We start from the raw sequence: 21,337 nt of genomic DNA, 5'->3' as shown, positions 1-21,337 counted from the left end.
GCTTCTGCGTCGTGACCACCGTCCGGCTCCCGCTCTTCCCCCTGAACTCAGTACTGTTCCCGGGGCTGGTGCTGCCTCTGAACGTCTTCGAGGAGCGCTACCGCGCCATGATGCGCACCCTGTTGAAGACCCCCGAGGACGAACCGCGCCGCTTCGCCGTCGTGGCGATCCGCGACGGCCACGAGGTGGCGTCGACCGCACCCGGCATGCCCGACCCGACCGCACTGCCCGAACGCGGGCCCGCGGCCGGCTTCGGCCCGGAGCCGATCAAGTCGTTCCACTCGACGGGCTGCGTGGCGGACGCCGCGACGATCCGCGAGCGCGCGGACGGCACCTTCGAGGTACTGGCGACGGGCACGACGCGGGTGCGGCTGCTGTCGGTGGACGCGTCGGGCCCGTTCCTGATGGCGGAGCTGGAGGAGCTGCCCGAGGAGCCGGGCGAAGAGGCCGGCGCGCTGGCCGAGGGCGTACTGCGGGCGTTCCGCCAGTACCAGAAGCGCCTGGCGGGAGCGAGGGAACGCTCGCTTGCCACGGGCGCGGACCTCCCGGACGAACCGTCCGTCGTCTCGTACCTGGTGGCCGCGGCGATGATGCTGGACATCCCGACGAAGCAGCGCCTGCTCCAGGCCCCCGACACGGCCTCCCGCCTCCGCGACGAACTGAAACTCCTTCGCGCCGAGACGTCGATCATCCGTAGCCTGCCCTCACTGCCGGCGTCGGAACTGACGCGCGGCCCGACGAGTCTGAACTGAGGCCGGAACCCGGGATGGCGAAGAAGCCGAAGAAGCAACAGCAGCAGTCGGGAGGCGGCACGCCGGCAACGGTGGCCCTGACGAGCGCAGGCGTGCCGTTCACGACCCACTCCTACGACCACGACCCCTCCCACCCCTCCTACGGTGAGGAGGCGGCCGAGGCGATGGGCGTCTCACCGGACCGCGTCTTCAAGACTCTCGTCGCCGACGTCGACGGCAAGCTGACGGTGGCCGTGGTCCCGGTCGCGGGCCAGCTGGACCTCAAGGCCCTGGCAACGGCGGTCGGCGGCAAGCGCGCCGCCATGGCCGACCCGTCCCTCGCCGAACGCACCACGGGCTACGTCCGAGGCGGCATCTCCCCCCTCGGCCAGCGCAAGAAACTCCCCACGGTCCTGGACGCCTCCGCCTCCGCCCACACCACGATCTGCGTCTCGGCGGGCCGCCGCGGCCTGGAGGTGGAACTCTCCCCCACCGACCTGACCAACCTCACGGAAGCGGTACTCGCCCCCATCGGCCGCGCATAACCCCTCGACGCAAGTCCCTTCCTCGGCTAGGTACGAGGGACATGTCGAAGAAAACACGCAAGCGAAAGTGGCGCATCAAGAAGGGCCGCTCCAACCACGGCAGGCGCCCGGCGTAGAACCACCGACCGTGCGGGCCCGTACGCCCCAGCCCGTCCGGCGTTCGAGGACCTTCCAGCCCGTCCGGCGTTTGAGGACGAGGCCCGTTCAGGGCCGAAGCGGGGGTCTGGGGGCGGCAGCCCCCAGGGATGGGACGGGTAGGGGCGGCGGGGGCGAAAAACCGACTACGCCGACGGCGCCCCGTACCCGTCCCGCTCCCCCGGCCGCTGCTCATACGGATCCGGATCCCGAGGCCCGAACAACGCCGTCAGCCCCAGATGCACAACCAGCGCCGCCACCGACCAAGCCAGCAACGCCCCCTTCGCGTCCAACTCCAAGGGCGCCGAGAACGTCACCCCCTTGCCCACATCCTTCGCATGGGCGATCACATCCGAGGCCGGCCCCAGCCACACCCCGATCCGCCACGCCAGCAACGACCCGAGCAGCCCACCCACAGCCAGCCCGACCACCAGCGGGACACCCCCACGCCGCCGCACCAGAAAGACAGCCAGCGCACTCACGAACCCGAACGCCAGCGCCAGCAGCGTGAACGTCCCGTCCACCCCCACCGCCTGCTCCCCCTCGGTGTCCTTGAGGTAGACGACCCAACCGCCGTCGACAACGTCACCCACCAGCGGCACCCGCGGCGCAAGCCACCACCACAACACCCCGAGCAGCACCCCACCGAGCGCCACCGCCACCGTGATCACGGCAGCCTCCCGCACCTCGGTCTTCATCCCAGGACCGTCCTGTTCGTACAAGCCGTGCGAGCCCTGCGACCCGGGCGAGCCGGGAAAGCCGTACCCACCCCCCACGGCGGCAGGCGGCTGCTGCCACGCCTGCTGAGGGGACTGGTCACGCGGCGGCGGAGGAGGAGTCAGCGGTGCGGTCACCCTGACATCGTGCCAGGCCCGCCTGTGCGGCGCGTCACCGGACGGCCGCCCGACGGTACGCCCACGTCGCGGCGGCCAGCGACACCACACCCACACCCGCGCACACGGCCAGATCCCCGAGCACGAACGCCCAGTCGGGCCGCGCCCCGAAGGTCCGCGCGAAGGCCTCCACGCCGTACGTCGACGGCAGCAGATCCCGCGCCAACCGCACCACCTCCGGCATCCGCTCGGCCGGCAGCACCCCCAGCAGCAGCGCCGCGGACATGCCCAACTGCCCGAGCACCGTCGCCAGTTCCGGCCGCGGCGCGAGCAGCCCGAGCGCGGCCCCCAGCCCGGCGAGCGCGGCCCCGGCCAGCGGGATCACCGCGGCCAGCACCCACAGGTGCGCCAGCGGCAGCCCGAACAGCACACACCCGAACACGGCCGTCACCACGGTCCCGGGCACGGTGAAGGACGCGTACGCGCCCGCCGCCCCCAGCACCACCGCGGCCGGCGGCACCGGCAGCGTGGCGTAATGATCAAGCCCGCCACTCGCCCGCAACTGCCCGAAGTACTGGGCGAGCAGGTTCAGCGCGACGAAGGCGACGACGAGCACCGACGACCCGGCGACGACGGCCCGCGCCTCCTCCCCGCCGTCCACGACCCCGCGCATCAGGATCATGATCCCGATCGACTGGAAGGTCGCCACGAACAGCAGCGGGATGCGCGCGACCCGCGCACGGGACAGCTGCGCACGGTAGACAGCGCACAGCGACGGCCACAGCCGGGCCCGCGGCCCGAGCTCGGCCGCGTCCGTGGCGGCCGTCTCGTCCGCGGCCAGGACGCCACCCGGCAGAACCTCGGCGGGTACGACACTCACGTGGCGCTGCTCCTCTTCGCTCCTGCGGTGGTCCCGTTCCGTACGGATGCGACAGCCTGTGTACTCAAGCCCTCACCAGACGTGCTCAAGCCTTCACCAACCCCTGCTGCGCGGCCCCGCCCAGCGCCAGGTAGACGTCCTCCAGGCTGGGCGTGGCGAGAGTGAAGTCGTCCAGGGCGGAGAACGCGGCCCCGCCGGTGACGGTGGCGACGACCGCGCGCGCCTCCTCGGGGGCGAGCCGCAGCGTCCACTTCCGCCCGGACTCCAGCACCCGGTCCTGGAGCGCGGCGACCTCGGGAACGTGCAACGGCGCGGCCGAACGCCACACCAGCTCGACCCGGACCTCCCCGGCGACCTGCTCCTTGAGCCCGGCCGGGGTGTCGCAGGCGATCACCCGGCCGCGGTCGAGCACCGCGACCCGGTCGAGGACGGTCTCGGCCTCGATGACGTTGTGGGTGACGAGCAGCACCGTCGTCCCCTGTTCGGCCCGCCTCCGGTCGACGGCGGACCAGACGGCCCGCCGCGCCACGGGGTCCATCCCGGTGGTCGGCTCGTCGAGCACGAGCAGCGGCCGCCGGCCCACCAGCGTGGTGGCGAAGCAGGCGAGCCGCCGCTGGCCTCCGGACAGCTTCTTCAGGGGGCGCCCGGCGAGCGGGGTGAGCCCCAGCTCCTCCAGCACGGCGTCCCGCTCGGCCCGTGCCTGGCGTACGTCGAGGCCGCGCAGTCGTCCGGTGGTCTCGGCGGCCAGGGAGACGGTGAGTTCGTCGAGGGCGGTCGACTCCTGCCCGAGGTAGGCGAGGATCCGCGCGGCCCGCTCCGGGTGGCGCACGATGTCGTGGCCGAGGATCTCCACGCTGCCGCGGTCGGGCCGCATCAGCCCGGTGAGCTGCCGTACGAGGGTGGTCTTGCCGGCGCCGTTGGGCCCGAGCAGTCCGAAGATCTCACCGCGCCGGATGTCCAGCCGTACGTCGTCGGTGGCCCGCACCTCGGGAGTCGCGGGGGTGCCACGCCGGCCGCGTACCGCCGGATAGGTCTTGGTCAGCCCGCGCACCGCGCACACGACATCACCACTGGGCCGAAGTGCCTGTGCCGCGCGCGTACTCACAAGGGATGAGAGTACGGGGTCGGGCAGCTGCACTCGTCCTTGGGGCGGCGTATGTGCCGTTTCACTCCCCCGCGGGAGCGTGCTCCGCCGCCGTCCGTACGTCGATCTCCCGCCAGAACCCGGCCCGGATCGCGTACCGGTCGTGCTCGTCGATCTGGTCGTCCTTGTGCGCGAGCAGCCCGAACCGGGCCGCGTACCGCAGCAGCTCGCCGTCGATGCGGTGCGGGATCCGCGGATACATCCCCGACAGCTTCTGGAGATGGCTCTGGTCGCCCAGCCGCTCCATCCACCGCCGCGCGAAGACCTGCCCCACCTCGTACGGGTCTCCGCCGACGGTGGTGATGTCCTCCTCCCGGTCCGCCCACCGCTGTTCCGCGGTGGTCAGCTGGGCGAGGGTCGGCATGGAGGCGACCTCGGGCGGCTCGGCGGCGGTGCCGGGGCGGTCGACCCAGCCCTTGTCGGAGGACCAGCGCAGGGTCGCGCTCGCCGGGTGCGGTGCGGGCTGGACGCCGGGGGCGCGCAGGGCGGCCAGGTCCTTGGGGGTGGGTACGCCCTTGGGCGCGGGCACGCGCTCCTGTGTGCCGTTGCCGGCGGCGCCGGCCTGTGCGTGGTGCTCGCGCTCCTCGGCCGGCCGTTCGGCCGCCGCGGCGAGCGCGGACTCGGGCAGCGGCGCGGAGAGGATCGCGGCGATCTCGGGCCGGGGCGCGGGCGGCGGCGCACAGACCCCGCCGAGCTCCTTGGCGCGTACGGCCTTGGTGATCCACGTACGGTCGAGCACGCGCCGCTCGTCGGCCTCGGCGACCAGGTCCTCGGACTGGTTGTAGTCCCCGTCCGCGGCCTGCACGGCCCACAGGTGTACGGCGACTCCGTGCTCCTTGGCGGCCATCATGCCCGGCAGCAGATCGCCGTCGCCGGTGACGAGGACGACGTCGGAGCAGGCGCGGTTGCGGGCCAGTTCGGTGAGTTCGGCGTGCATGGCGGCGTCCACGCCCTTCTGCGCCCAGCGTCCGTCGCTGCGGGTCAGCGCGCCCAGGCGGACCGTGACCCGGGGCATCACGCGCAGCCTGCGGTGCTCGGGCTGGGGGACGCGGTCAGGGGCGCCGTCGAACCAGTAGATGCGCAGCAGCGGCCGCTCCGTGTCCGACTCGGCGCGCTCGCGCAGGCCCTGGATGAGGGCGGCGTGATCGACGGTGATCCGGGAGCGGGAGGGCTCTCCGGCGAGGAGAGAGGCGGCGGCCCCCAGCAGATACCCGGCGTCCACCAGGACGATGCAGCGGTCCACGCGATCCACCCTCTTTCCGGGAGGTTTGCTTCGGGCTTCCTTCGAGTCTGCCCGACCGCGCGAAGGTTAACGGCCGGAACTCGATCTTCGGCGTGGCGTTTCGGTGCGCAGCGCTCCGACGAGCGCCGTCACGGACGGTAATTATCCGAAATGCGGTCTTTGTCAGCCTATGTGAATCTGGTCGCGGCCCTGGCCCCTAGATCCCCCACAGGAGGCAGATCACCATGGCCAAGAACAAGAACCGTGAGCGAAAGCAGCCGCAGTCGGAGCGCGGGCAGCAGCAGGCCCAGCAGTCCTCGATGGAGGCGCAGGCCGAGCAGCGGCTGTCCCAGGTGACGCCGGCGGACGTGGCGCGCAAGGGCAAGCAGAAGCGCTTCGGTCACAACTGACATCTTCATAACGGGCCGTTGAAGCCCAGGCACATGACGAGGGGCGCACCCCATCACAGGGTGCGCCCCTCGCGCGCGTGTCAGTGGGTCAGCCGGCCAGGCAGGACGGTCCGAGCAGCACCTTCAGATCGCCGAACAGCGCCGGGTCCGGCTTCACCCGGTGCCGGTCAAGCCGTAGCACCGTCGTCCTGGTCGGCCCCTGGAGCCTGATCCGGACCTCGCTCTCACCCTTGTGGTGGCTGAGGATCTCGCCGAGGCGGCTCACCATCGGCGGGGTGACCCTGGTGGCCGGGATGGTGAGGACCACGGGCGCGTTGGTGCCCGCGTTGGAGAGGTCGGGGACCTGGAGCTCCATCGCGACCAGCCGCGGCACGTCCTCGCGCTTGTCCAGGCGGCCCTTGACGAACACGACGGCGTCCTCGACGAGCTGGGTCGACACCAGCTGGTAGGTCGCCGGGAAGAACATGCACTCGATGGAACCGGCGAGGTCCTCGACGGTGGCGATGGCCCAGGCGTTGCCCTGCTTGGTCATCTTGCGCTGGAGGCCGGAGATGATGCCGCCGATGGTGACGACCGCGCCGTCGGCGTGCTCACCGCCGGTGAGCTGGGCGATGCCCGCGTCGGCCTTGTCGGACAGCACGTGCTCCAGGCCGAAGAGCGGGTGGTCGGAGACGTACAGACCGAGCATCTCCCGCTCCTGGGCGAGCAGATAGGTCTTGTCCCACTCGTCGGGTGAGAACTCCACGTCGAGTCCGAAGCCCGGCTCGTTGCTCTCCTCCTCGCCCATGCCGCCGAAGAGGTCGAACTGGCCCTCGGCCTCCTTGCGCTTGACCGCGACCACGTTGTCGATCATCGAGTCGAAGTGCGCGGTCAGCCCCTTGCGGGTGTGCCCCATCGTGTCGAAGGCGCCGGCCTTGATCAGCGATTCCGTGGTGCGCTTGTTGCAGGCGACCGCCTCGACCTTGTCGAGGTAGTCGGGGAAGGAGGCGTACTTCCCCTTGGCCTTGCGGCTGCGGATGATCGACTCGACCACGTTCGTACCGACGTTGCGCACGGCTTCGAGGCCGAAGAGGATCACGTCGTCGCCCTGCGCGGCGAAGTTGTGCACCGACTCGTTGACGTTCGGCGGCAGCACCTTGATGCCCATGCGCCGGCACTCGTTGAGGTAGACGGCCGACTTGTCCTTGTCGTCCTTGACCGAGGTGAGCAGCCCGGCCATGTACTCGGCGGGATGGTTGGCCTTCAGATAGGCCGTCCAGTACGAGACCAGGCCGTACGCGGCGGAGTGCGCCTTGTTGAAGGCGTAGCCGGCGAAGGGGACCAGCACGTCCCACAGGGCCTGGATGGCCTCGTCGCTGTAGCCGTTCTTCTGGGCACCGGCCTGGAAGATGGTGAAGTTCTTCGCCAGTTCCTCGGGCTTCTTCTTGCCCATCACGCGGCGGAGGATGTCGGCCTCGCCGAGCGAGTACCCGGCGATGATCTGGGCTGCCTTCTGCACCTGCTCCTGGTAGACGATCAGGCCGTAGGTGACGTCCAGGACCTCCCTGAGGGGCTCTTCGAGCTCCTTGTGGATGGGCGTGATCTCCTGGAGCTTGTTCTTGCGCAGCGCGTAGTTGGTGTGCGAGTCCATGCCCATCGGGCCGGGACGGTAGAGCGCGGAGACGGCGGAGATGTCTTCGAAGTTGTCGGGCTTCATCAGGCGCAGCAGCGAGCGCATGGGGCCGCCGTCGAACTGGAAGACGCCGAGGGTGTCGCCGCGCTGGAGCAGTTCGAAGGTCTTCGGGTCGTCCAGCGGCAGGGCCAGCAGGTCGAGGTCGATGCCCTTGTTGGACTTCACCATCTTGACGGCGTCGTCCATGATCGTCAGGTTGCGCAGGCCGAGGAAGTCCATCTTCAGCAGGCCGAGCGACTCGCACTGCGGGTAGTCCCACTGCGTGATGGTCACGCCGTCGGTGTGCCGCACCCAGATCGGGGCGTGGTCGACGATGGGCTCGCTGGACATGATCACGCCGGCGGCGTGCACACCCATCTGCCGGACCAGGCCCTCGACGCCCTTGGCGGTGTCGATGACCTTCTTCACGTCCGGTTCGTTCTCGTACATCCCGCGGATCTCGCCCGCCTCGCTGTAACGCGGGTGCGAGGGGTTGGTGATGCCGTCCAGGTCGATGCCCTTGCCGAGGACGTCGGCGGGCATGGCCTTGGTGAGCCGGTCGCCCATCGCGTACGGGTAGCCCAGCACGCGCGCGGAGTCCTTGATCGCGTTCTTCGCCTTGATCTTGCCGTAGGTGCCGATCATGGCGACCTTGTCGGCGCCGTACTTCTCCGTCACGTACCTGATGACCTCGACGCGCCGACGCTCGTCGAAGTCGATGTCGACATCGGGCATCGAGATGCGCTCGGGGTTGAGGAACCGCTCGAAGATCAGGCCGTGCGGGATCGGGTCGAGGTCGGTGATGCCCATGGCGTAGGCAACGATCGAACCGGCCGCGGAACCACGACCCGGGCCGACCGCGATGCCCTGGCTCTTGGCCCACATGATGAAGTCGGCGACGACGAGGAAGTAGCCCGGGAACCCCATCGAGATGATGGTGTCCATCTCGTACTCGACCTGCTTCATACGGTCGTCCGGGATGCCGCCCGGGAACCGGCGGTGCATGCCCCGCATGGTTTCCTCGCGGAACCAGCTGACCTCGGTGTAGCCCTCGGGGATGTCGAACTTCGGCATGAGGTTCTTGGCCTCGAACATGCCGCTGGTGTCGACCATCTCGGCGACGAGGAGCGTGTTGGCGCAGCCCTCCTGCCAGGCGTCCGAGGAGTCGACGGCGTACATCTCGTCGGTGGACTTCAGGTAGTAGCCGGTGCCGTCGAACTTGAAGCGGTCCGGGTCGGAGAGGTTCTTGCCGGTCTGGATGCACAGCAGCGCGTCGTGGGCGGTCGCCTCGTGCGCGTACGTGTAGTGCGAGTCGTTGGTGACCAGCGGGGGGATGCCGAGCTTCTTGCCGATCTCCAGGAGGCCGTCGCGGACCCGGTGCTCGATCTCGATGCCGTGGTCCATCAGCTCCAGGAAGTAGCGGTCCTTGCCGAAGATGTCCTGGTAGTCGGCGGCGGCCTTCAGGGCCTCGTCGTACTGGCCGAGCCGGAGCCGGGTCTGGAGCTCGCCGGAGGGGCAGCCGGTGGAGGCCACGATCCCCTCGGACCACTGGGCGATGGTCTCCTTGTCCATCCGCGGCCACTTCTGCAGCCAGCCCTCGGCATACGCGTCCGAGGACAGCCGGAAGAGGTTGTGCAGGCCCGTCTTGTTCACGGCCCACATCGTCTTGTGGGTGTAACCGCCGGAACCGGAGACGTCGTCCCGCTTCTGGTGCGGCTGGCCCCACTGGATCTTGCGCTTGTTGCGCCGGGACTCGGGGGCGACGTAGGCCTCGATCCCGATGATCGGGGTGACTCCGGCCTTCTTCGCGGTGTGGAAGAAGTCGTACGCCCCGTGGAGGTTGCCGTGGTCGGACATCGCGATATGGGTCATGCCCATCTCGTTGCACGCGTTGAACATGTCCTTGAGCCGCGCGGCACCGTCCAGCAGCGAGTACTGGGTGTGGACGTGCAGGTGCGTGAACGGCGGCTTTGACACGGCTTGGCCTCCAAGGAAAACAGTCGGCGACGGGCTGGCGCACAGTTCGGGGGACAGCTGCGAAGTCTATGCCTCGGCACTGACACTCCGGGCGCTGCCCCGCGTACCTTCACAGCGAGAGGCCGCGGGCACTTTCGTGCGGCTCCGCCCGTTGAGACGACAGAAACGCTGTCGTACACATGCACCAGGAGGCACCCTGCGATGTCGGTCCCGCAGCTCAGTGACGAGCACCGCGGCGAGGAGATCCTCGCTGTCTTCGACACCGCCTTCGGCGAGCTCCTGGCCGCCGACCCGGCCGCGTTCCGCGTGAAGTTCCGGAAGATGGCGGCCTCCGCCTTCGCGTTCTACCGGGGTACGGCGTGCCTCTTCTACCACGACCTGGACGCGGAGCGGGCCGGGACCATAGACAGCGGCCCTTACCTGGACGAGCGCACCTCGCGCGTGTGGATCCACGGCGACCTGCACGCGGAGAACTTCGGCACGTACATGGACTCCACGGGCCGTCTGATCTTCAACGTCAACGACTTCGACGAGGCCTACGTCGGCCCGTTCACCTGGGACCTGAAGCGCTTCGCCGCCTCCGTGGCGCTCATCGGGTACGCCAAGGCGCTGAGCGACGGGCAGATCACCGACCTGGTGCAGGTGTACGCGGGCGCGTACCGCGAGCGGATCCACGCCCTGGCCACCGGCGCCAAGAGCGACGAGGTGCCGCCCTTCACCCTGGACACCGCTCAGGGGCCACTGCTGGACGCCCTGCGCGACGCCCGCGCGCTGACCCGGTTCGGGCTGCTGGACTCGATGACCGAGATCCGTGACTTCGAGCGCCGCTTCGCCCCGGGCGGCGGCTCCATCGAGCTGGACGCGGCCACGCGCTACAAGGTGCTGGCCGCCTTCGACGGCTATCTGGAGACGCTGCCCGAGTCCTCCCTGGCCCGCCCGGACTCCTACCGGGTGAAGGACGTCGTCGGCCGTCGCGGCATCGGCATCGGGTCGGCCGGCCTGCCGTCGTACAACATCCTTCTGGAGGGCAACAGCGACGCCCTGGAGAACGATGTCGTGATCTACATCAAGCAGGCCCAGACCCCGGCCGTCTCCCGGCATGTCACGGACCCGGCGATCCGCGGCTACTTCCAGCACGAGGGGCACCGCACGGTGATCTCCCAGCGTGCCCTCCAGGCGCACGCCGACCCGTGGCTGGGCTGGACCGAACTGGACGGCGCGGGCCAGCTGGTCGCGGAGGTCTCGCCGTACGCCGTGGACCTGGACTGGGGCGACATCGACGACCCGGAGGAGATCGCGGCGGTCGTCGCGGACCTCGGCCGGGCCACGGCCACTATGCACGCGGCGGCGGACGACACCTCCGGCGAGTCCCTGGTGCCCTTCTCCACCGAGCGCGCCATCGACGCGGCCATCGCCGCCGACGAGGACGGGTTCGCCGACCTTCTGGTGGGCTTCGCGCACGACTACGGCGCACGCGCGCGTGCCGACCACCAGATCTTCGTGGACCTCTTCCGCAACGGCCGGATTCCCGGTCTGTGACGCAGTCCTTCCCACCGGGCCGGTTCACAGGGAACCTTTAAGGGTCCCTTACCGGCCCTCGTGACAGACTCTCAGCGCTATGGACATATCCGGGACCCAGCTACGAGCGCTCCGCGCGGCGCTGTTCACGGCACTCGTCGTGACGCTCAGCACCGCGTCGCACGTGCTGCTGTCCCGGGTCCCGCTGCCGCTGAACACGGTGGCCCTGGTCGCCGCCACGGTGTTCGTCGTCGCCTACGCGCTGGCCGGCCGCGAGCGGGGCTTCGGGCGGATCGCCGCCCTGCTGATCCCGCTGGAGCTGGCCGCCGACACGCTCTTCACCACCGGCCAGCACGCCTGTTACGGCGCCGCGGGCGGCCCGGTCACGGGCCCCTTGCGCTCGGTCGGTCTGGACGTGCTGTGCGGCGACGGCACCCGCGTCGGCACCGCACTGACCGCGATGTCCGAGAAGACCGGCACCGACCGGCTCGCCGCCCTCCTCGCCCACGCCGACCCCTCGACCGCCTGGCTGCTGCTCGGCGCGCACATCGGCGTCGGTCTCCTCGCGGCCGTCTGGCTGCGCCGTGGCGAGCGGGCGCTGGCCCAGCTGCTGGGGGCGGTGGCGGCCACCACCTTCCGGCCGCTGCTGCTGGCGGTCGCCGCGGTGTCGGTACGGCCGGCCCGGTCGCCGCGCCGCCTGCCGCGCCCGCACCGTCGTACCTCCCCTGCGCGCGAGCGGATACTCGTGCACTCCTTGGGACGGCGTGGACCGCCGTGCTCGGCCTCATTCGCCTGAGCACGACCAGTCCACCCTTACGTATTCCGCACACCCGGTGTGTGCGCGTCCCCATGGAGAACAACCGAGATGAGCAAGCGGAACAGCCAGTCGGCGAAGTCGGCGGCCCGCGAGCGGCTGCGTGCCGAGCGTGAGCGCGAGGCCAAGAAGGCCAAGGCCAAGCGGCAGGTCATCGTGGCCGCCACGGTCGTCGGCGTGCTGGCCGCGGCCGGCGGCATCGGCTACGCCGTCGTCCAGGCCAACAAGCCGGGCCACTGGGAGGCCGTGCGGGACGAGAAGGTCGTCGCCCCGGCCAACACCACGGGCACCAACGGCACGACCGTCGTCATCGGCAAGGACAGCGCGAAGAAGACCCTGAAGGTCTACGAGGACCCGCGCTGCCCGGTCTGTGCCTCGTTCGAGCAGGCGGTCGGCTCGACCGTCGAGAAGGACGTCGAGGACGGCAAGTACAAGGTCCAGTTCGTCGGCGGCACCTTCCTCGACGGCGACTCCCTCGGCGACGGCAAGATAGGCAGCAACGGCGAGGGCTCCAAGAACGCGATGAGCGCCCTCGGCGCCGCGCTGAACGTCAGCGACGAGGCCTTCCTCCAGTACAAGGCGGCGCTGTACTCGGCGGATTACCACCCGGAGGAGTCGGACGACAAGTTCAAGAGCGACGACTACCTGATCGAGATCGCCGACTCGGTCGACGCGCTCAAGAACAACACGAAGTTCCAGAACGCCGTGAAGAACGGCACGTACGACGCCTGGGCGCTGGCCATGTCGAAGACCTTCGACACCAACAAGGACGAGGTGACCGGCACGCCGAGCCTCGTCATGGACGGCAAGATGCTCACCACCGACCAGAACAACCCGCCGATGACGGCGGACGAGTTCAACACGCTGGTGGACGCGGCACTCAAGGCCTGACCCAAGCGACTCGGACACGAAGAGCGGGCGAACTTTTACCAGTTCGCCCGCTCTCGTTCATACCGGTCAGTAACCTGATCGCTCGTGACCAGACGATACAGATCAACCGAGCCGCTCAACGCCCTTTCCCCACGCCGCCGTACGGTCGTCAAGGCCGCGGCGGCCACTGTCGTCCTGACCGGACCTCTCGCCGCCGCCGGCACCGCCCGCGCCGCCGATGCCCCCGCCTTCCTGCACGGCGTCGCCTCCGGCGACCCGCTGCCCGACGGCATCCTGCTGTGGACCCGGGTGACCCCGACCGCCGAGGCGATACCCGGCTCCGGGCTCGGCCCGGACACCGAGGTCAGCTGGGTCGTGGCCACGGACAAGGCGCTGACGAACATCGTCGCCAAGGGCTCCACCACGGCAACCGCCGCCGCCGACCACACGGTCAAGGCGGACATCCGCGGCCTCAAGCCCGCCACCGACTACTGGTTCCGCTTCTCGGCCGGCGGCACCGACTCCCCCGCCGCCCGCACCCGCACCGCGCCCGCCGCCGACGCAGCCGTGGCGGGCCTCCGCTTCGGCGTGGTCTCGTGCGCCAACTGGGAGGCCGGCCACTTCTCGGCGTACCGCCATCTCGCCACCCGCGGCGACCTGGACGCCTGGCTGCACCTGGGCGACTACATCTACGAGTACGGCACGGGCGAGTACGGCACCCGCGACACCGTCGTACGGCCGCACGCCCCCGCCCACGAGATCCTCACGCTCGCCGACTACCGGACCCGGCACGGGCGTTACAAGACCGACCCCGACCTCCAGGCCCTGCACGCGGCCGCGCCGGTCGTCGCGATCTGGGACGACCACGAGATCGCCAACGACACCTGGTCGGGCGGCGCCGAGAACCACACCGAGGGTGCCGAGGGCACCTGGGCCGCACGTCAGGCCGCCGCGAAGCAGGCGTACTTCGAGTGGATGCCGGTGCGTCCGGCGGTGGCCGGCACCACCTACCGCCGGCTGCGCTTCGGCAAGCTCGTCGACCTGTCCCTGCTGGATCTGCGGTCCTACCGCTCGCAGCAGGTCACGATCGGCAACGGCACGGTCGACGACCCGGAGCGCACGCTCACCGGCCGCGCCCAGCTCGACTGGCTGAAGGCGGGCCTGAAGTCCTCCGACACCACCTGGCGGCTGGTCGGCAACTCGGTGATGATCGCGCCGTTCGCCATCGGCTCCCTCTCCGCCGAGCTGCTCAAGCCGCTCGCCGAGCTGCTCGGCCTGCCGAAGGAGGGCCTCGCCCTCAACACCGACCAGTGGGACGGCTACACGGACGACCGCCGCGAACTCCTGGCCCACCTGCGCTCGAACGCGATCCGCAACACCGTGTTCCTCACCGGCGACATCCACATGGCCTGGGCCAACGACGTTCCGGTGAACGCCGCCACCTACCCGCTGTCCGCCTCGGCCGCCACGGAGTTCGTGGTCACCTCGGTGACCTCCGACAACCTCGACGACCTCGTGAAGGTCCCCGAGGGCACGGTCTCCGCGCTCGCCGCACCGCTCATCAAGGCCGCCAACCGGCATGTCCGCTGGGTCGACACCGACCGTCACGGCTACGGCGTCCTGGACATCACGGCCGACCGCGCGCAGATGGACTACTACGTCCTGTCCGACCGCACGAAGGCCGACGCGACCTCCTCCTGGGCCCGCTCGTACCGCACCCGCACCGGTACGCAGAAGGTCGAGCGGACGTACGACCCCGTGTAAAACCCGCGTTTCAACAGCGACTTTCGGCCAGCGGCGGGTGGCGGAACCGGGTGCTGAATCCGGCCACACCACCCGCCGGGGGCGGGTTGTTTACCCCCTTTGTTGGAGATCTTGATTGGCCGAAACGTTTCTCTTCTGACCTAGGCATGTACACGTAATCTCCGGGCGGCGGCCAGGAAGACCCCTGCGCCCCTTCTCCCCAACGCATCAGCCAGGAGTCAGCATGCGTGCCCTTGCCCGGATAACCCCCTCTACGCGCAGACGCCTTCTCAGCACGGCAGTCGTGGCCGGAACCTTGATGCTCACCCCCCTGTCGGCCCCCACCGGCATCGCGGCGGCCCAGGCTCCGGCCGCCGACTGCGCCGAGACGGACACCCACGCCGCGGCCCGCGAGTCCCACCCCGGACACGCCGGCGAGAGCGTCGCCGAGCCCAACGAGATCAGCGCCGCCAAGGCCCAGGCGATGGACGCGGATCTGAAGAAGAAGCTCGACAAGCTGCCCGCCTCGGGCAGCCGCAGCCTCGCCGCCGCGGCCTCGACGACGATCCCGGTGTACTTCCACGTCATCCACAGCGGCACCACCGGCAAGCTGAGCGCGACCGACGTCAACGCCCAGATGAACGTGCTGAACGCCGCGTACGCCGGCCAGGGCACCGGAAACACCGACTCCGGCTACCAGTTCACGCTGGCCGGCACCGACTACACGGACAACTCCGCCTGGTACAACGTCGGCTACGGCTCGGCGGAGGAGAAGGCGATGAAGTCCACCCTGCGCCAGGGTGGCGCGAACGCCCTCAACGTCTACACCGCCAACCTCGGCGGCGGCCTGCTCGGCTGGGCCACCTTCCCGAGCTCCTACAACTCCAGCCCGTCCATGGACGGCGTGGTCCTGCTGGACGCCTCGCTGCCCGGCGGGTCGGCCGCCAACTACAACGAGGGCGACACCGCCACCCACGAGGTCGGCCACTGGATGGGCCTGTACCACACCTTCCAGGGCGGCTGCAGCGGCAACGGCGACTACGTCGAGGACACCCCGGCCGAGAAGAGCGCGGCCTACGAGTGCCCCGAGGGCCGTGACACCTGTACCCGCAAGGCGGGCGCCGACCCGATCCACAACTTCATGGACTACACCTACGACTCCTGCATGTACCAGTTCACCGCGGGCCAGGTGACACGCATGCAGCAGAACTGGGCGGCGTACCGAGCGGCCGGCTGAGCCGTCTAGAGCGAGTCGAGGAAGCCGAGCGCCACCCGCCAGGTGGCCTCGGCGGCCTCCGCGTCGTAGTCCGGCAGGTCGGGGTCGGTGTACAGGTGACCGGCCCCGGCGTACCGGTAGATCTCCACGTCGGCCCCGGCTCTGCCCATCTGCAGATACCAGGCGCTCAGCCAGTCGTCGGTCTCGAACGGGTCCGGCTCGGCGACATGCAGCTGGACCGGCAGCTCGTCCACCGAGGCGCTCGGCGCGATGTCGGAGGTGCCGTGCAGGAGCAGCAGCCCGCGGGCCTTGTCGTCGCCGAGGGCGAGGGTCTGCGCGATCGAGGCGCCGAGGGAGAAACCGGCGTAGACCAGCCCTCGTTCGGAATAGGGCGCGGCGGCCAGCACGGCCCGCTTGAGCAGCTCGTCCTTGCCGATCTCGTCCTTGGCGGCCATGCCCTCCTCGACCGTCTCGAACGTGCGCCCCTCGAAGAGGTCCGGCGTCCAGACCTCGTGTCCGGCCTCGCGCAGCCGGTCGGCGGCCTGGCGCACCGCGGGACGCAGTCCATAGGTCGAGTGAAAGAGCATGATGTTCATGAGGCCATGGTGCCAGCCGGGTCCGACAACGCCGTGCGCGCCGCCGTACGGGGCCGCATGTTCATCACCCCCCTGAGGCGGTTACGTTCGGAGGCATGGAGAACGTACTCCGCCCGCTGATCGTCCTCGGCGGCTCGGTTCTGCTCACCTTCGTCATCGGGTGGGCCACCGACCGTCTGCTGTGCAAGGCCGACGCACGGCACTCCGAGACGCCCCTGTGGGGCCTGCTGCGCCGCGCCCGGGTCCCGTACCAGCTCGTGCTGTGCGCGGCCATGCTGAGAGGGTCCTACGACTCGGCACAGGTGCTGGAGGAGCACCGGGTCGGGACCGGCCAGGTCCTGACGCTGGTGCTGATCGGCTCGACGGCCTGGCTGGTGATCCGGATCGCGGCGGCGGTCGTGGAGACGACGTACTCCCGCTACGCCCGCGCCAGCCGCGACCCGGCCCGGGTCCGGCGCGTACGTACCCAGGTGACGCTCATCACACGCGTGGTCGCGGCGGTGGTCGGCGTGGTGGCCGTGGCCTCGATGCTGCTGACGTTCCCCGCGATGCGCGCCGCCGGTGCCTCGCTGCTGGCCTCGGCGGGCATCCTCGGCATCGTCGCCGGTGTCGCCGCCCAGTCCACGCTGAGCAACATGTTCGCCGGGCTCCAGATCGCCTTCGGCGACATGGTGCGCATAGGGGACACGGTCGTGGTGGACGGCGAGTGGGGCACGGTCGAGGAGATCACGCTGACCTTCCTGACCGTGCGCACCTGGGACGAGCGCCGGATCACCATGCCGGTGTCGTACTTCACCTCCAAGCCCTTCGAGAACTGGTCCCGGGGCGGTGCCCAGATGACCGGCATCGTCTACTGGCACCTGGACCACTCGGCGCCCCTGGACCTGATGCGCGAGCGGCTGCGCGACATCCTGCGCGAGTGCCCGGCCTGGGACGGCCGCGCCTGCGACCTGTCCGTCACCGACACCACCCCCAACACCATGGAGGTACGGGCGCTGGTGACGGCGAAGGACGCGGACGACATCTGGACGGTGCGGGTCACGGTCCGCGAGCAGATGATCCGCTGGCTGACCGACGCCCACCCGTACGCCCTGCCCCGAGTCAACACGGCGGACGCGGCGCTGCCGAACGGCCGCCCCGGCGTACCCCCGCGCCGCGTCCACGAGCCCCCGCGGGCCGAGCGCTGACCGTCAGCGGCCGCGCTCGGCACCGCCGTTGACCTGGATGACCTGCGAGGTGATGTGTCCGGCGCCCGGGGACGCCAGCCAGTGCAGCGTCGCGGCGATGTCCCCGGGTGTACCGGCACGGCCCGTCAGGGTCTGCGCGACGAGCGTCGCGCGCCGCTCCTCGCTCATCGTGTCGCCGAAGAACTCCGTGTCCTCGACGTAGCCGGGCGCGACCACGTTGACGGTGATCCCGCGGGGCCCCAACTCGCGGGCCAGATCATGGGCGTACGGGTGCAGCGCGGCCTTGGCCGCCCCGTACGCCCCGCTCCCGGACCCGCGGAGGGCGGCGATGGAGCTCAGGAACAGCACCCGCCCGCCGGGTTCGGCGAGCCGCTCCTTCAGCGCCTCGGTGAGCAGCACGGCGGTCAGCGTGTTCAGCCGGAAGTTGACGGTCCAGTTGTGGGCGACGGCGTCGAGGGGGTCGTCGCCCCCGATGGCGGGTTCGCGGGAGCCGCTGCCTCCGGCGCTGTGCACCAGCACGTCCACGGCGCCGAGCTCACGCCCGACGAAGTCGGCGACCCGGCGCACCTCGCGCGGATCACTCAGGTCGGCGGCACAGGTGAGCGCCCCCGGCACCTCGGCCTTCTCCAGCACCTCGGCGCGCCGCCCGAGCAACAGCACCTGGTCCCCGTCGCGCGCGAAGGCCTGCGCCGCGGCACGCCCGATTCCGGTTCCACCGCCACTGATCACTACGTTGCGAGCCATGATCCAACCCTACGGAGGATGGGGCCGAAGCGGGACATAATCAGCGCAGACTCCGCACATCCAGGTGTCGCAGCACCCGGTCCACCACCTCCGGATCGGCCCCCGGCTCGCTGCGCGCCGCCAGCACCTCGTGCCGCGCGGCGCTCAGCATCTCGCCCTGGATCCGCCGCATCCGCTTGAACCGCCGCTGCACATCGCGGCGTTCCTCGTCCCCCATGTCGGGCGAGATCCGCACGCCGATGTCGAAGGCCCGCCGCAGCATCTGCTCCGACAGCTCGTCCGGCAGCTCCTCCACGGCCTCGATCTCCCGGAACCTGCGTTTGGCCGCCTTGGCCGCCCGCATCGCCAGCGTCTTCTCGAACGCCTTCTCCCGCTCGGCGTCCGCCCGCACCCCGAGCCGCTTGACCAGCCACGGCAGGGTCAGCCCCTGGAGCACCAGCGTGGCCATGATCACCCCGAACGCGACGAACACGATCTCGTCCCGGTCGGGAAACGCGGACCCGTCGTCCACCTCCAGCGGAATCGCCAGCGCCAGCGCCACCGACGCGACCCCGCGCATCCCCGACCACCACATCACGACGGTCTCGCGCCAGCTCATCGGGATGTCCTCGTCGTGGTCCCGCCGCGCGTGCAGCCGCTTGGTCAGCCAGGTCGCCGGCAGCAGCCACGCCAGCCGTACGAGGACGACGACGCCCACGATCGCCGCCGCCCACCCGAGCAGCTCGCCCCACCGCCCGGACGCCGTCCGCACGGCGTTGTGCAGCTCAAGACCGATCAGCCCGAAGGCCACCCCGGTGACGAGCGTGTCGACGACGTCCCAGAAGGTGTGCCCGGCGAGCCGGGTCATCACGTCGTCGGCGTCGGTGGCGTACTCGGCGAGGAACAGCGCGGTGGTGAGCACGGCCAGCACCCCGGAGCCGTGCAGCTCCTCCGCGAGCACATAGGAGGCGTACGGCACCAGCAGCGTCAGCCCGATCTGGAGGGTCGGGTCGCCGAGCAGCCCCATGAGCCGGTTGGCGCCCCAGCCCAGAACGAGTCCGACGGCGAGCGCCACGACCGCGGAGAGCACCAGGTCGAACCCGGCCCGCCAGGGCGAGAAGGTACCGCTGACGACCGCCGCGATCGCCACGTGGTAGAGCACGATCGCGGTGACGTCGTTGAAGAGCCCCTCGCCCTCCAGGATGGACACCAGCCGGCGCGGCAGCCCCAACTGCCCGGCGACGGCGGTGGCCGCGACCGGATCGGGCGGCGCCACCAGCGCGCCGAGCGCTACGGCGGCGGCGATGGGCAGCCCCGGAATGATCGCGTTCGCGACCACGGCGACACACACGGTCGTCACGAACACCAGCGCCACGGCCAGCAGAAGGATCGGCCGCACGTTGGCCGCGAACTGCCGCCAGGACGTCCGTCGTACGGCGGCGTAGAGCAGCGGCGGCAACAGCAGCGGCAGGATCAGCTCGGGCCGGATGTCGACGTTCGGCACGAAGTCGAGCAGCGCGAGCACGATCCCGAGGAGCGTCATCAGCACCGGCGCCGGCAGTCCGAGCCGATCACCGACCGGAACACTCACCACGGCCCCGAGCAACAGCACGAACAACAGGGCCAACTGATCCACGGTCAGCGCTCCGGCGGTCTAGGTGATCAAGAAGCCCCCGACGCCCAGAGTGCCACGCGAAACGCTAGAGAGAACGCCGCATCGCCCGGTGCGCAATCCCCGCCTCCATGTACTCCGGGCCGTACGCCTCGTATCCCAGCCGCTCGTAGAACCCCAGCGCATGCGTCTGCGCGTGCAGGTCCACGAACTTCAGTCCACGCGCGCGTGCCGCGTCCTCGATGGCCCGCACCAGCGCGACACCGACCCCGAGCCCGCGGGCCGCCTTCGTCACCGCGAGCCGCCCGAGCGAACCGACGGCCGGATCGTCGACACCCTTCGCCGCGGCCGCCTCGCCGTACAGCAGCCGCCCGGCGCCGAGCGGCACCCCGTCCTCCCGGACGGCCAGCACATGCACGGCCACGGCGTCGTAGGCGTCGTACTCCAGGTCCTCGGGCACACCCTGCTCGCCGACGAAGACCTCCCGGCGCACCGCGAAGCAGGCCTCACGGTCGGCGGTCTCCTCGGCTTCGCGGACCACGTACGACGGCGAACTCATCCGTAGGTCTCCTCGCGCACCTGGTCCAGGGCGTTCTGCAGGTCCTCGGGGTAGTCGCACGCGAACTCCACCCACTGCCCGTCCCCGGGGTGCTCGAAGCCGAGCCGGACGGCGTGCAGCCACTGCCGGGTCAGCCTCAGCCGCTTGGCGAGGGTCGGGTCGGCGCCGTACGTCAGGTCGCCCACGCACGGATGCCGGTGGGCGGCCATGTGGACGCGGATCTGATGAGTGCGGCCGGTCTCCAGCTTCACATCGAGCAGGGAGGCCGCGCGGAACGCCTCGATGAGGTCGTAGTGCGTGACGGACGGCTTGCCGTCGGCCGTGACCGCCCACTTGTAATCGTGGTTCGGGTGACGGCCGATGGGCGCGTCGATGGTGCCGCTGGTCGGGTCGGGGTGGCCCTGGACGAGCGTGTGGTAGCGCTTGTCGACCGTGCGCTCCTTGAACTGGCGCTTGAGCGACGTGTACGCGTACTCGGACTTGGCGACGACCATCAGGCCCGACGTGCCCACGTCGAGGCGGTGCACGATGCCCTGGCGCTCGGCGGCGCCGGAGGTCGAGATGCGGTACCCGGCGGCGGCCAGTCCGCCGATGACGGTGGGCCCGGTCCAGCCCGGCGACGGATGCGCGGCGACCCCGACCGGCTTGACGATCACGACCACGTCATCGTCGTCGTGCACGATCTCCATGCCCTCGACCGGCTCGGCGACCACCTGCACCGGCGCGGCCGCCTGCGGCAGCTCGACCTCCAGCCAGGCCCCGCCGCGCACCCGCTCGGACTTGCCGACCACCGTGCCGTCGACCAGCACCTTGCCCGCCGCGGCGAGCTCCGCGGCCTTGGTACGGGAGAAGCCGAACATGCGGGAGATGGCGGCGTCGACGCGCTCGCCCTCCAGGCCGTCCGGCACGGGCAGGGTACGGATCTCGGGAATCGTGCTCACCCGTCGAGTATGCCGGACGGGTGAGACAGT

The 21,337-nt window shown here is 70.4% G+C and carries 19 protein-coding genes; 9 read left to right on the top strand and 10 right to left on the bottom strand.

Annotation, left to right across the window (positions count from 1 at the left end; translation table 11 throughout):
* The first annotated feature begins 11 nt into the window (after positions 1-11).
* Both AB0Q90_RS07790 and ybaK read left to right on the top strand, forming a co-directional pair.
* The gene (locus tag AB0Q90_RS07790; protein WP_363158120.1) at positions 12-752 is read left to right on the top strand and encodes an LON peptidase substrate-binding domain-containing protein; all 741 of its coding nucleotides are present in this window, start codon (positions 12-14) and stop codon (positions 750-752) included.
* Positions 753-766: 14 nt separating this feature from the next.
* A complete protein-coding gene (gene ybaK / locus AB0Q90_RS07785; RefSeq protein WP_363158119.1) occupies positions 767-1,276 on the top strand; it encodes a Cys-tRNA(Pro) deacylase in 510 nt (169 codons plus the stop codon).
* 281 nt (positions 1,277-1,557) lie between these two features.
* Here ybaK and AB0Q90_RS07780 read toward each other — a convergent pair whose 3' ends face one another.
* The 4 genes from AB0Q90_RS07780 to AB0Q90_RS07765 form a co-directional block, all read right to left on the bottom strand.
* Positions 1,558-2,265 carry an AAA family ATPase gene (locus tag AB0Q90_RS07780; RefSeq protein WP_363158118.1) on the bottom strand — a complete coding sequence of 236 codons (708 nt, stop codon included), beginning with the start codon at positions 2,263-2,265 and terminating at the stop codon, positions 1,558-1,560.
* A 34-nt stretch (positions 2,266-2,299) separates the two neighbouring features.
* Complete coding sequence (locus AB0Q90_RS07775; protein ID WP_363158117.1) at positions 2,300-3,124, bottom strand: ABC transporter permease; 825 nt, start codon at positions 3,122-3,124, stop codon at positions 2,300-2,302.
* 85 nt (positions 3,125-3,209) lie between these two features.
* Positions 3,210-4,184, bottom strand: a complete 975-nt coding sequence (locus tag AB0Q90_RS07770; RefSeq protein WP_363158319.1) for an ABC transporter ATP-binding protein — start codon at positions 4,182-4,184, stop codon at positions 3,210-3,212.
* Between the two features lie 106 nt (positions 4,185-4,290).
* Complete coding sequence (locus tag AB0Q90_RS07765; protein ID WP_363158116.1) at positions 4,291-5,511, bottom strand: NYN domain-containing protein; 1,221 nt, start codon at positions 5,509-5,511, stop codon at positions 4,291-4,293.
* A gap of 224 nt (positions 5,512-5,735) precedes the next feature.
* Here AB0Q90_RS07765 and AB0Q90_RS07760 point away from each other — a divergent pair, with 224 nt between their 5' ends.
* A complete protein-coding gene (locus AB0Q90_RS07760) occupies positions 5,736-5,900 on the top strand; it encodes a hypothetical protein (protein ID WP_188291664.1) in 165 nt (54 codons plus the stop codon).
* A gap of 88 nt (positions 5,901-5,988) precedes the next feature.
* On the opposite strand, the gene dnaE is transcribed toward AB0Q90_RS07760, so the two are convergent.
* A complete protein-coding gene (gene dnaE / locus AB0Q90_RS07755; RefSeq protein WP_363158115.1) occupies positions 5,989-9,528 on the bottom strand; it encodes a DNA polymerase III subunit alpha in 3,540 nt (1,179 codons plus the stop codon).
* A 201-nt stretch (positions 9,529-9,729) separates the two neighbouring features.
* On the opposite strand from dnaE, the gene AB0Q90_RS07750 reads away from it, so the two are divergent.
* From AB0Q90_RS07750 to AB0Q90_RS07730, 5 genes are all read left to right on the top strand, one after another.
* Positions 9,730-11,067: a DUF2252 domain-containing protein gene (locus tag AB0Q90_RS07750; protein WP_363158114.1), complete on the top strand. Its 1,338-nt coding sequence runs from the start codon at positions 9,730-9,732 to the stop codon at positions 11,065-11,067.
* A gap of 79 nt (positions 11,068-11,146) precedes the next feature.
* Positions 11,147-11,842 (top strand): hypothetical protein, encoded by a 696-nt coding sequence (locus tag AB0Q90_RS07745; protein ID WP_363158113.1) that lies wholly within the window; start codon positions 11,147-11,149, stop codon positions 11,840-11,842.
* A 69-nt stretch (positions 11,843-11,911) separates the two neighbouring features.
* Positions 11,912-12,751 (top strand): thioredoxin domain-containing protein, encoded by an 840-nt coding sequence (locus tag AB0Q90_RS07740; RefSeq protein WP_363158112.1) that lies wholly within the window; start codon positions 11,912-11,914, stop codon positions 12,749-12,751.
* Between the two features lie 84 nt (positions 12,752-12,835).
* Positions 12,836-14,494, top strand: coding sequence for an alkaline phosphatase D family protein (locus tag AB0Q90_RS07735; RefSeq protein WP_363158111.1), 1,659 nt, complete (start codon positions 12,836-12,838; stop codon positions 14,492-14,494).
* A gap of 223 nt (positions 14,495-14,717) precedes the next feature.
* A complete protein-coding gene (locus AB0Q90_RS07730) occupies positions 14,718-15,710 on the top strand; it encodes a zinc metalloprotease (RefSeq protein ID WP_363158110.1) in 993 nt (330 codons plus the stop codon).
* A gap of 5 nt (positions 15,711-15,715) precedes the next feature.
* Here AB0Q90_RS07730 and AB0Q90_RS07725 read toward each other — a convergent pair whose 3' ends face one another.
* A complete protein-coding gene (locus tag AB0Q90_RS07725) occupies positions 15,716-16,285 on the bottom strand; it encodes a dienelactone hydrolase family protein (RefSeq protein WP_363158109.1) in 570 nt (189 codons plus the stop codon).
* A gap of 95 nt (positions 16,286-16,380) precedes the next feature.
* Between AB0Q90_RS07725 and AB0Q90_RS07720 the strand changes: the two genes are divergently transcribed.
* Positions 16,381-17,472 (top strand): mechanosensitive ion channel domain-containing protein, encoded by a 1,092-nt coding sequence (locus AB0Q90_RS07720; RefSeq protein ID WP_363158108.1) that lies wholly within the window; start codon positions 16,381-16,383, stop codon positions 17,470-17,472.
* Positions 17,473-17,475: 3 nt separating this feature from the next.
* Here AB0Q90_RS07720 and AB0Q90_RS07715 read toward each other — a convergent pair whose 3' ends face one another.
* The 4 genes from AB0Q90_RS07715 to AB0Q90_RS07700 all read right to left on the bottom strand — a co-directional run bounded on the left by AB0Q90_RS07715 (position 17,476) and on the right by AB0Q90_RS07700 (position 21,307).
* The gene (locus AB0Q90_RS07715; RefSeq protein ID WP_363158107.1) at positions 17,476-18,216 is read right to left on the bottom strand and encodes an SDR family oxidoreductase; all 741 of its coding nucleotides are present in this window, start codon (positions 18,214-18,216) and stop codon (positions 17,476-17,478) included.
* A gap of 40 nt (positions 18,217-18,256) precedes the next feature.
* Positions 18,257-19,831, bottom strand: coding sequence for a Na+/H+ antiporter (locus AB0Q90_RS07710; protein ID WP_363158106.1), 1,575 nt, complete (start codon positions 19,829-19,831; stop codon positions 18,257-18,259).
* A 64-nt stretch (positions 19,832-19,895) separates the two neighbouring features.
* Entirely contained in the window at positions 19,896-20,366 is a 471-nt protein-coding gene (locus AB0Q90_RS07705) for a GNAT family N-acetyltransferase (RefSeq protein ID WP_363158105.1), read from the bottom strand.
* Positions 20,363-21,307 carry an RluA family pseudouridine synthase gene (locus tag AB0Q90_RS07700; RefSeq protein WP_363158104.1) on the bottom strand — a complete coding sequence of 315 codons (945 nt, stop codon included), beginning with the start codon at positions 21,305-21,307 and terminating at the stop codon, positions 20,363-20,365. The genes AB0Q90_RS07705 and AB0Q90_RS07700 overlap by 4 nt, the downstream gene beginning before the upstream one ends.
* Positions 21,308-21,337 lie beyond the last annotated feature (30 nt).

The organism is Streptomyces sp. NPDC079141 (genome assembly GCF_040686775.1).
In the GTDB taxonomy this organism is placed as follows: domain Bacteria; phylum Actinomycetota; class Actinomycetes; order Streptomycetales; family Streptomycetaceae; genus Streptomyces.
Note: the sequence above shows the minus strand (reverse complement) of the source record. Positions and strands in the feature narration are given on the sequence as shown.

What these genes read in the sequence shown, in the direction of transcription:
- ybaK (WP_363158119.1), top strand. Translation starts at nt 767, where the DNA reads ATGGCGAAGAAGCCGAAGAAGCAACAGCAGCAGTCGGGAGGCGGCACG.
- AB0Q90_RS07760 (WP_188291664.1), top strand. Translation starts at nt 5,736, where the DNA reads ATGGCCAAGAACAAGAACCGTGAGCGAAAGCAGCCGCAGTCGGAGCGC.
- AB0Q90_RS07750 (WP_363158114.1), top strand. Translation starts at nt 9,730, where the DNA reads ATGTCGGTCCCGCAGCTCAGTGACGAGCACCGCGGCGAGGAGATCCTC.
- AB0Q90_RS07745 (WP_363158113.1), top strand. Translation starts at nt 11,147, where the DNA reads ATGGACATATCCGGGACCCAGCTACGAGCGCTCCGCGCGGCGCTGTTC.
- AB0Q90_RS07740 (WP_363158112.1), top strand. Translation starts at nt 11,912, where the DNA reads ATGAGCAAGCGGAACAGCCAGTCGGCGAAGTCGGCGGCCCGCGAGCGG.
- AB0Q90_RS07730 (WP_363158110.1), top strand. Translation starts at nt 14,718, where the DNA reads ATGCGTGCCCTTGCCCGGATAACCCCCTCTACGCGCAGACGCCTTCTC.
- AB0Q90_RS07725 (WP_363158109.1), bottom strand. Translation starts at nt 16,285, where the DNA reads ATGAACATCATGCTCTTTCACTCGACCTATGGACTGCGTCCCGCGGTG.
- AB0Q90_RS07720 (WP_363158108.1), top strand. Translation starts at nt 16,381, where the DNA reads ATGGAGAACGTACTCCGCCCGCTGATCGTCCTCGGCGGCTCGGTTCTG.
- AB0Q90_RS07715 (WP_363158107.1), bottom strand. Translation starts at nt 18,216, where the DNA reads ATGGCTCGCAACGTAGTGATCAGTGGCGGTGGAACCGGAATCGGGCGT.
- AB0Q90_RS07705 (WP_363158105.1), bottom strand. Translation starts at nt 20,366, where the DNA reads ATGAGTTCGCCGTCGTACGTGGTCCGCGAAGCCGAGGAGACCGCCGAC.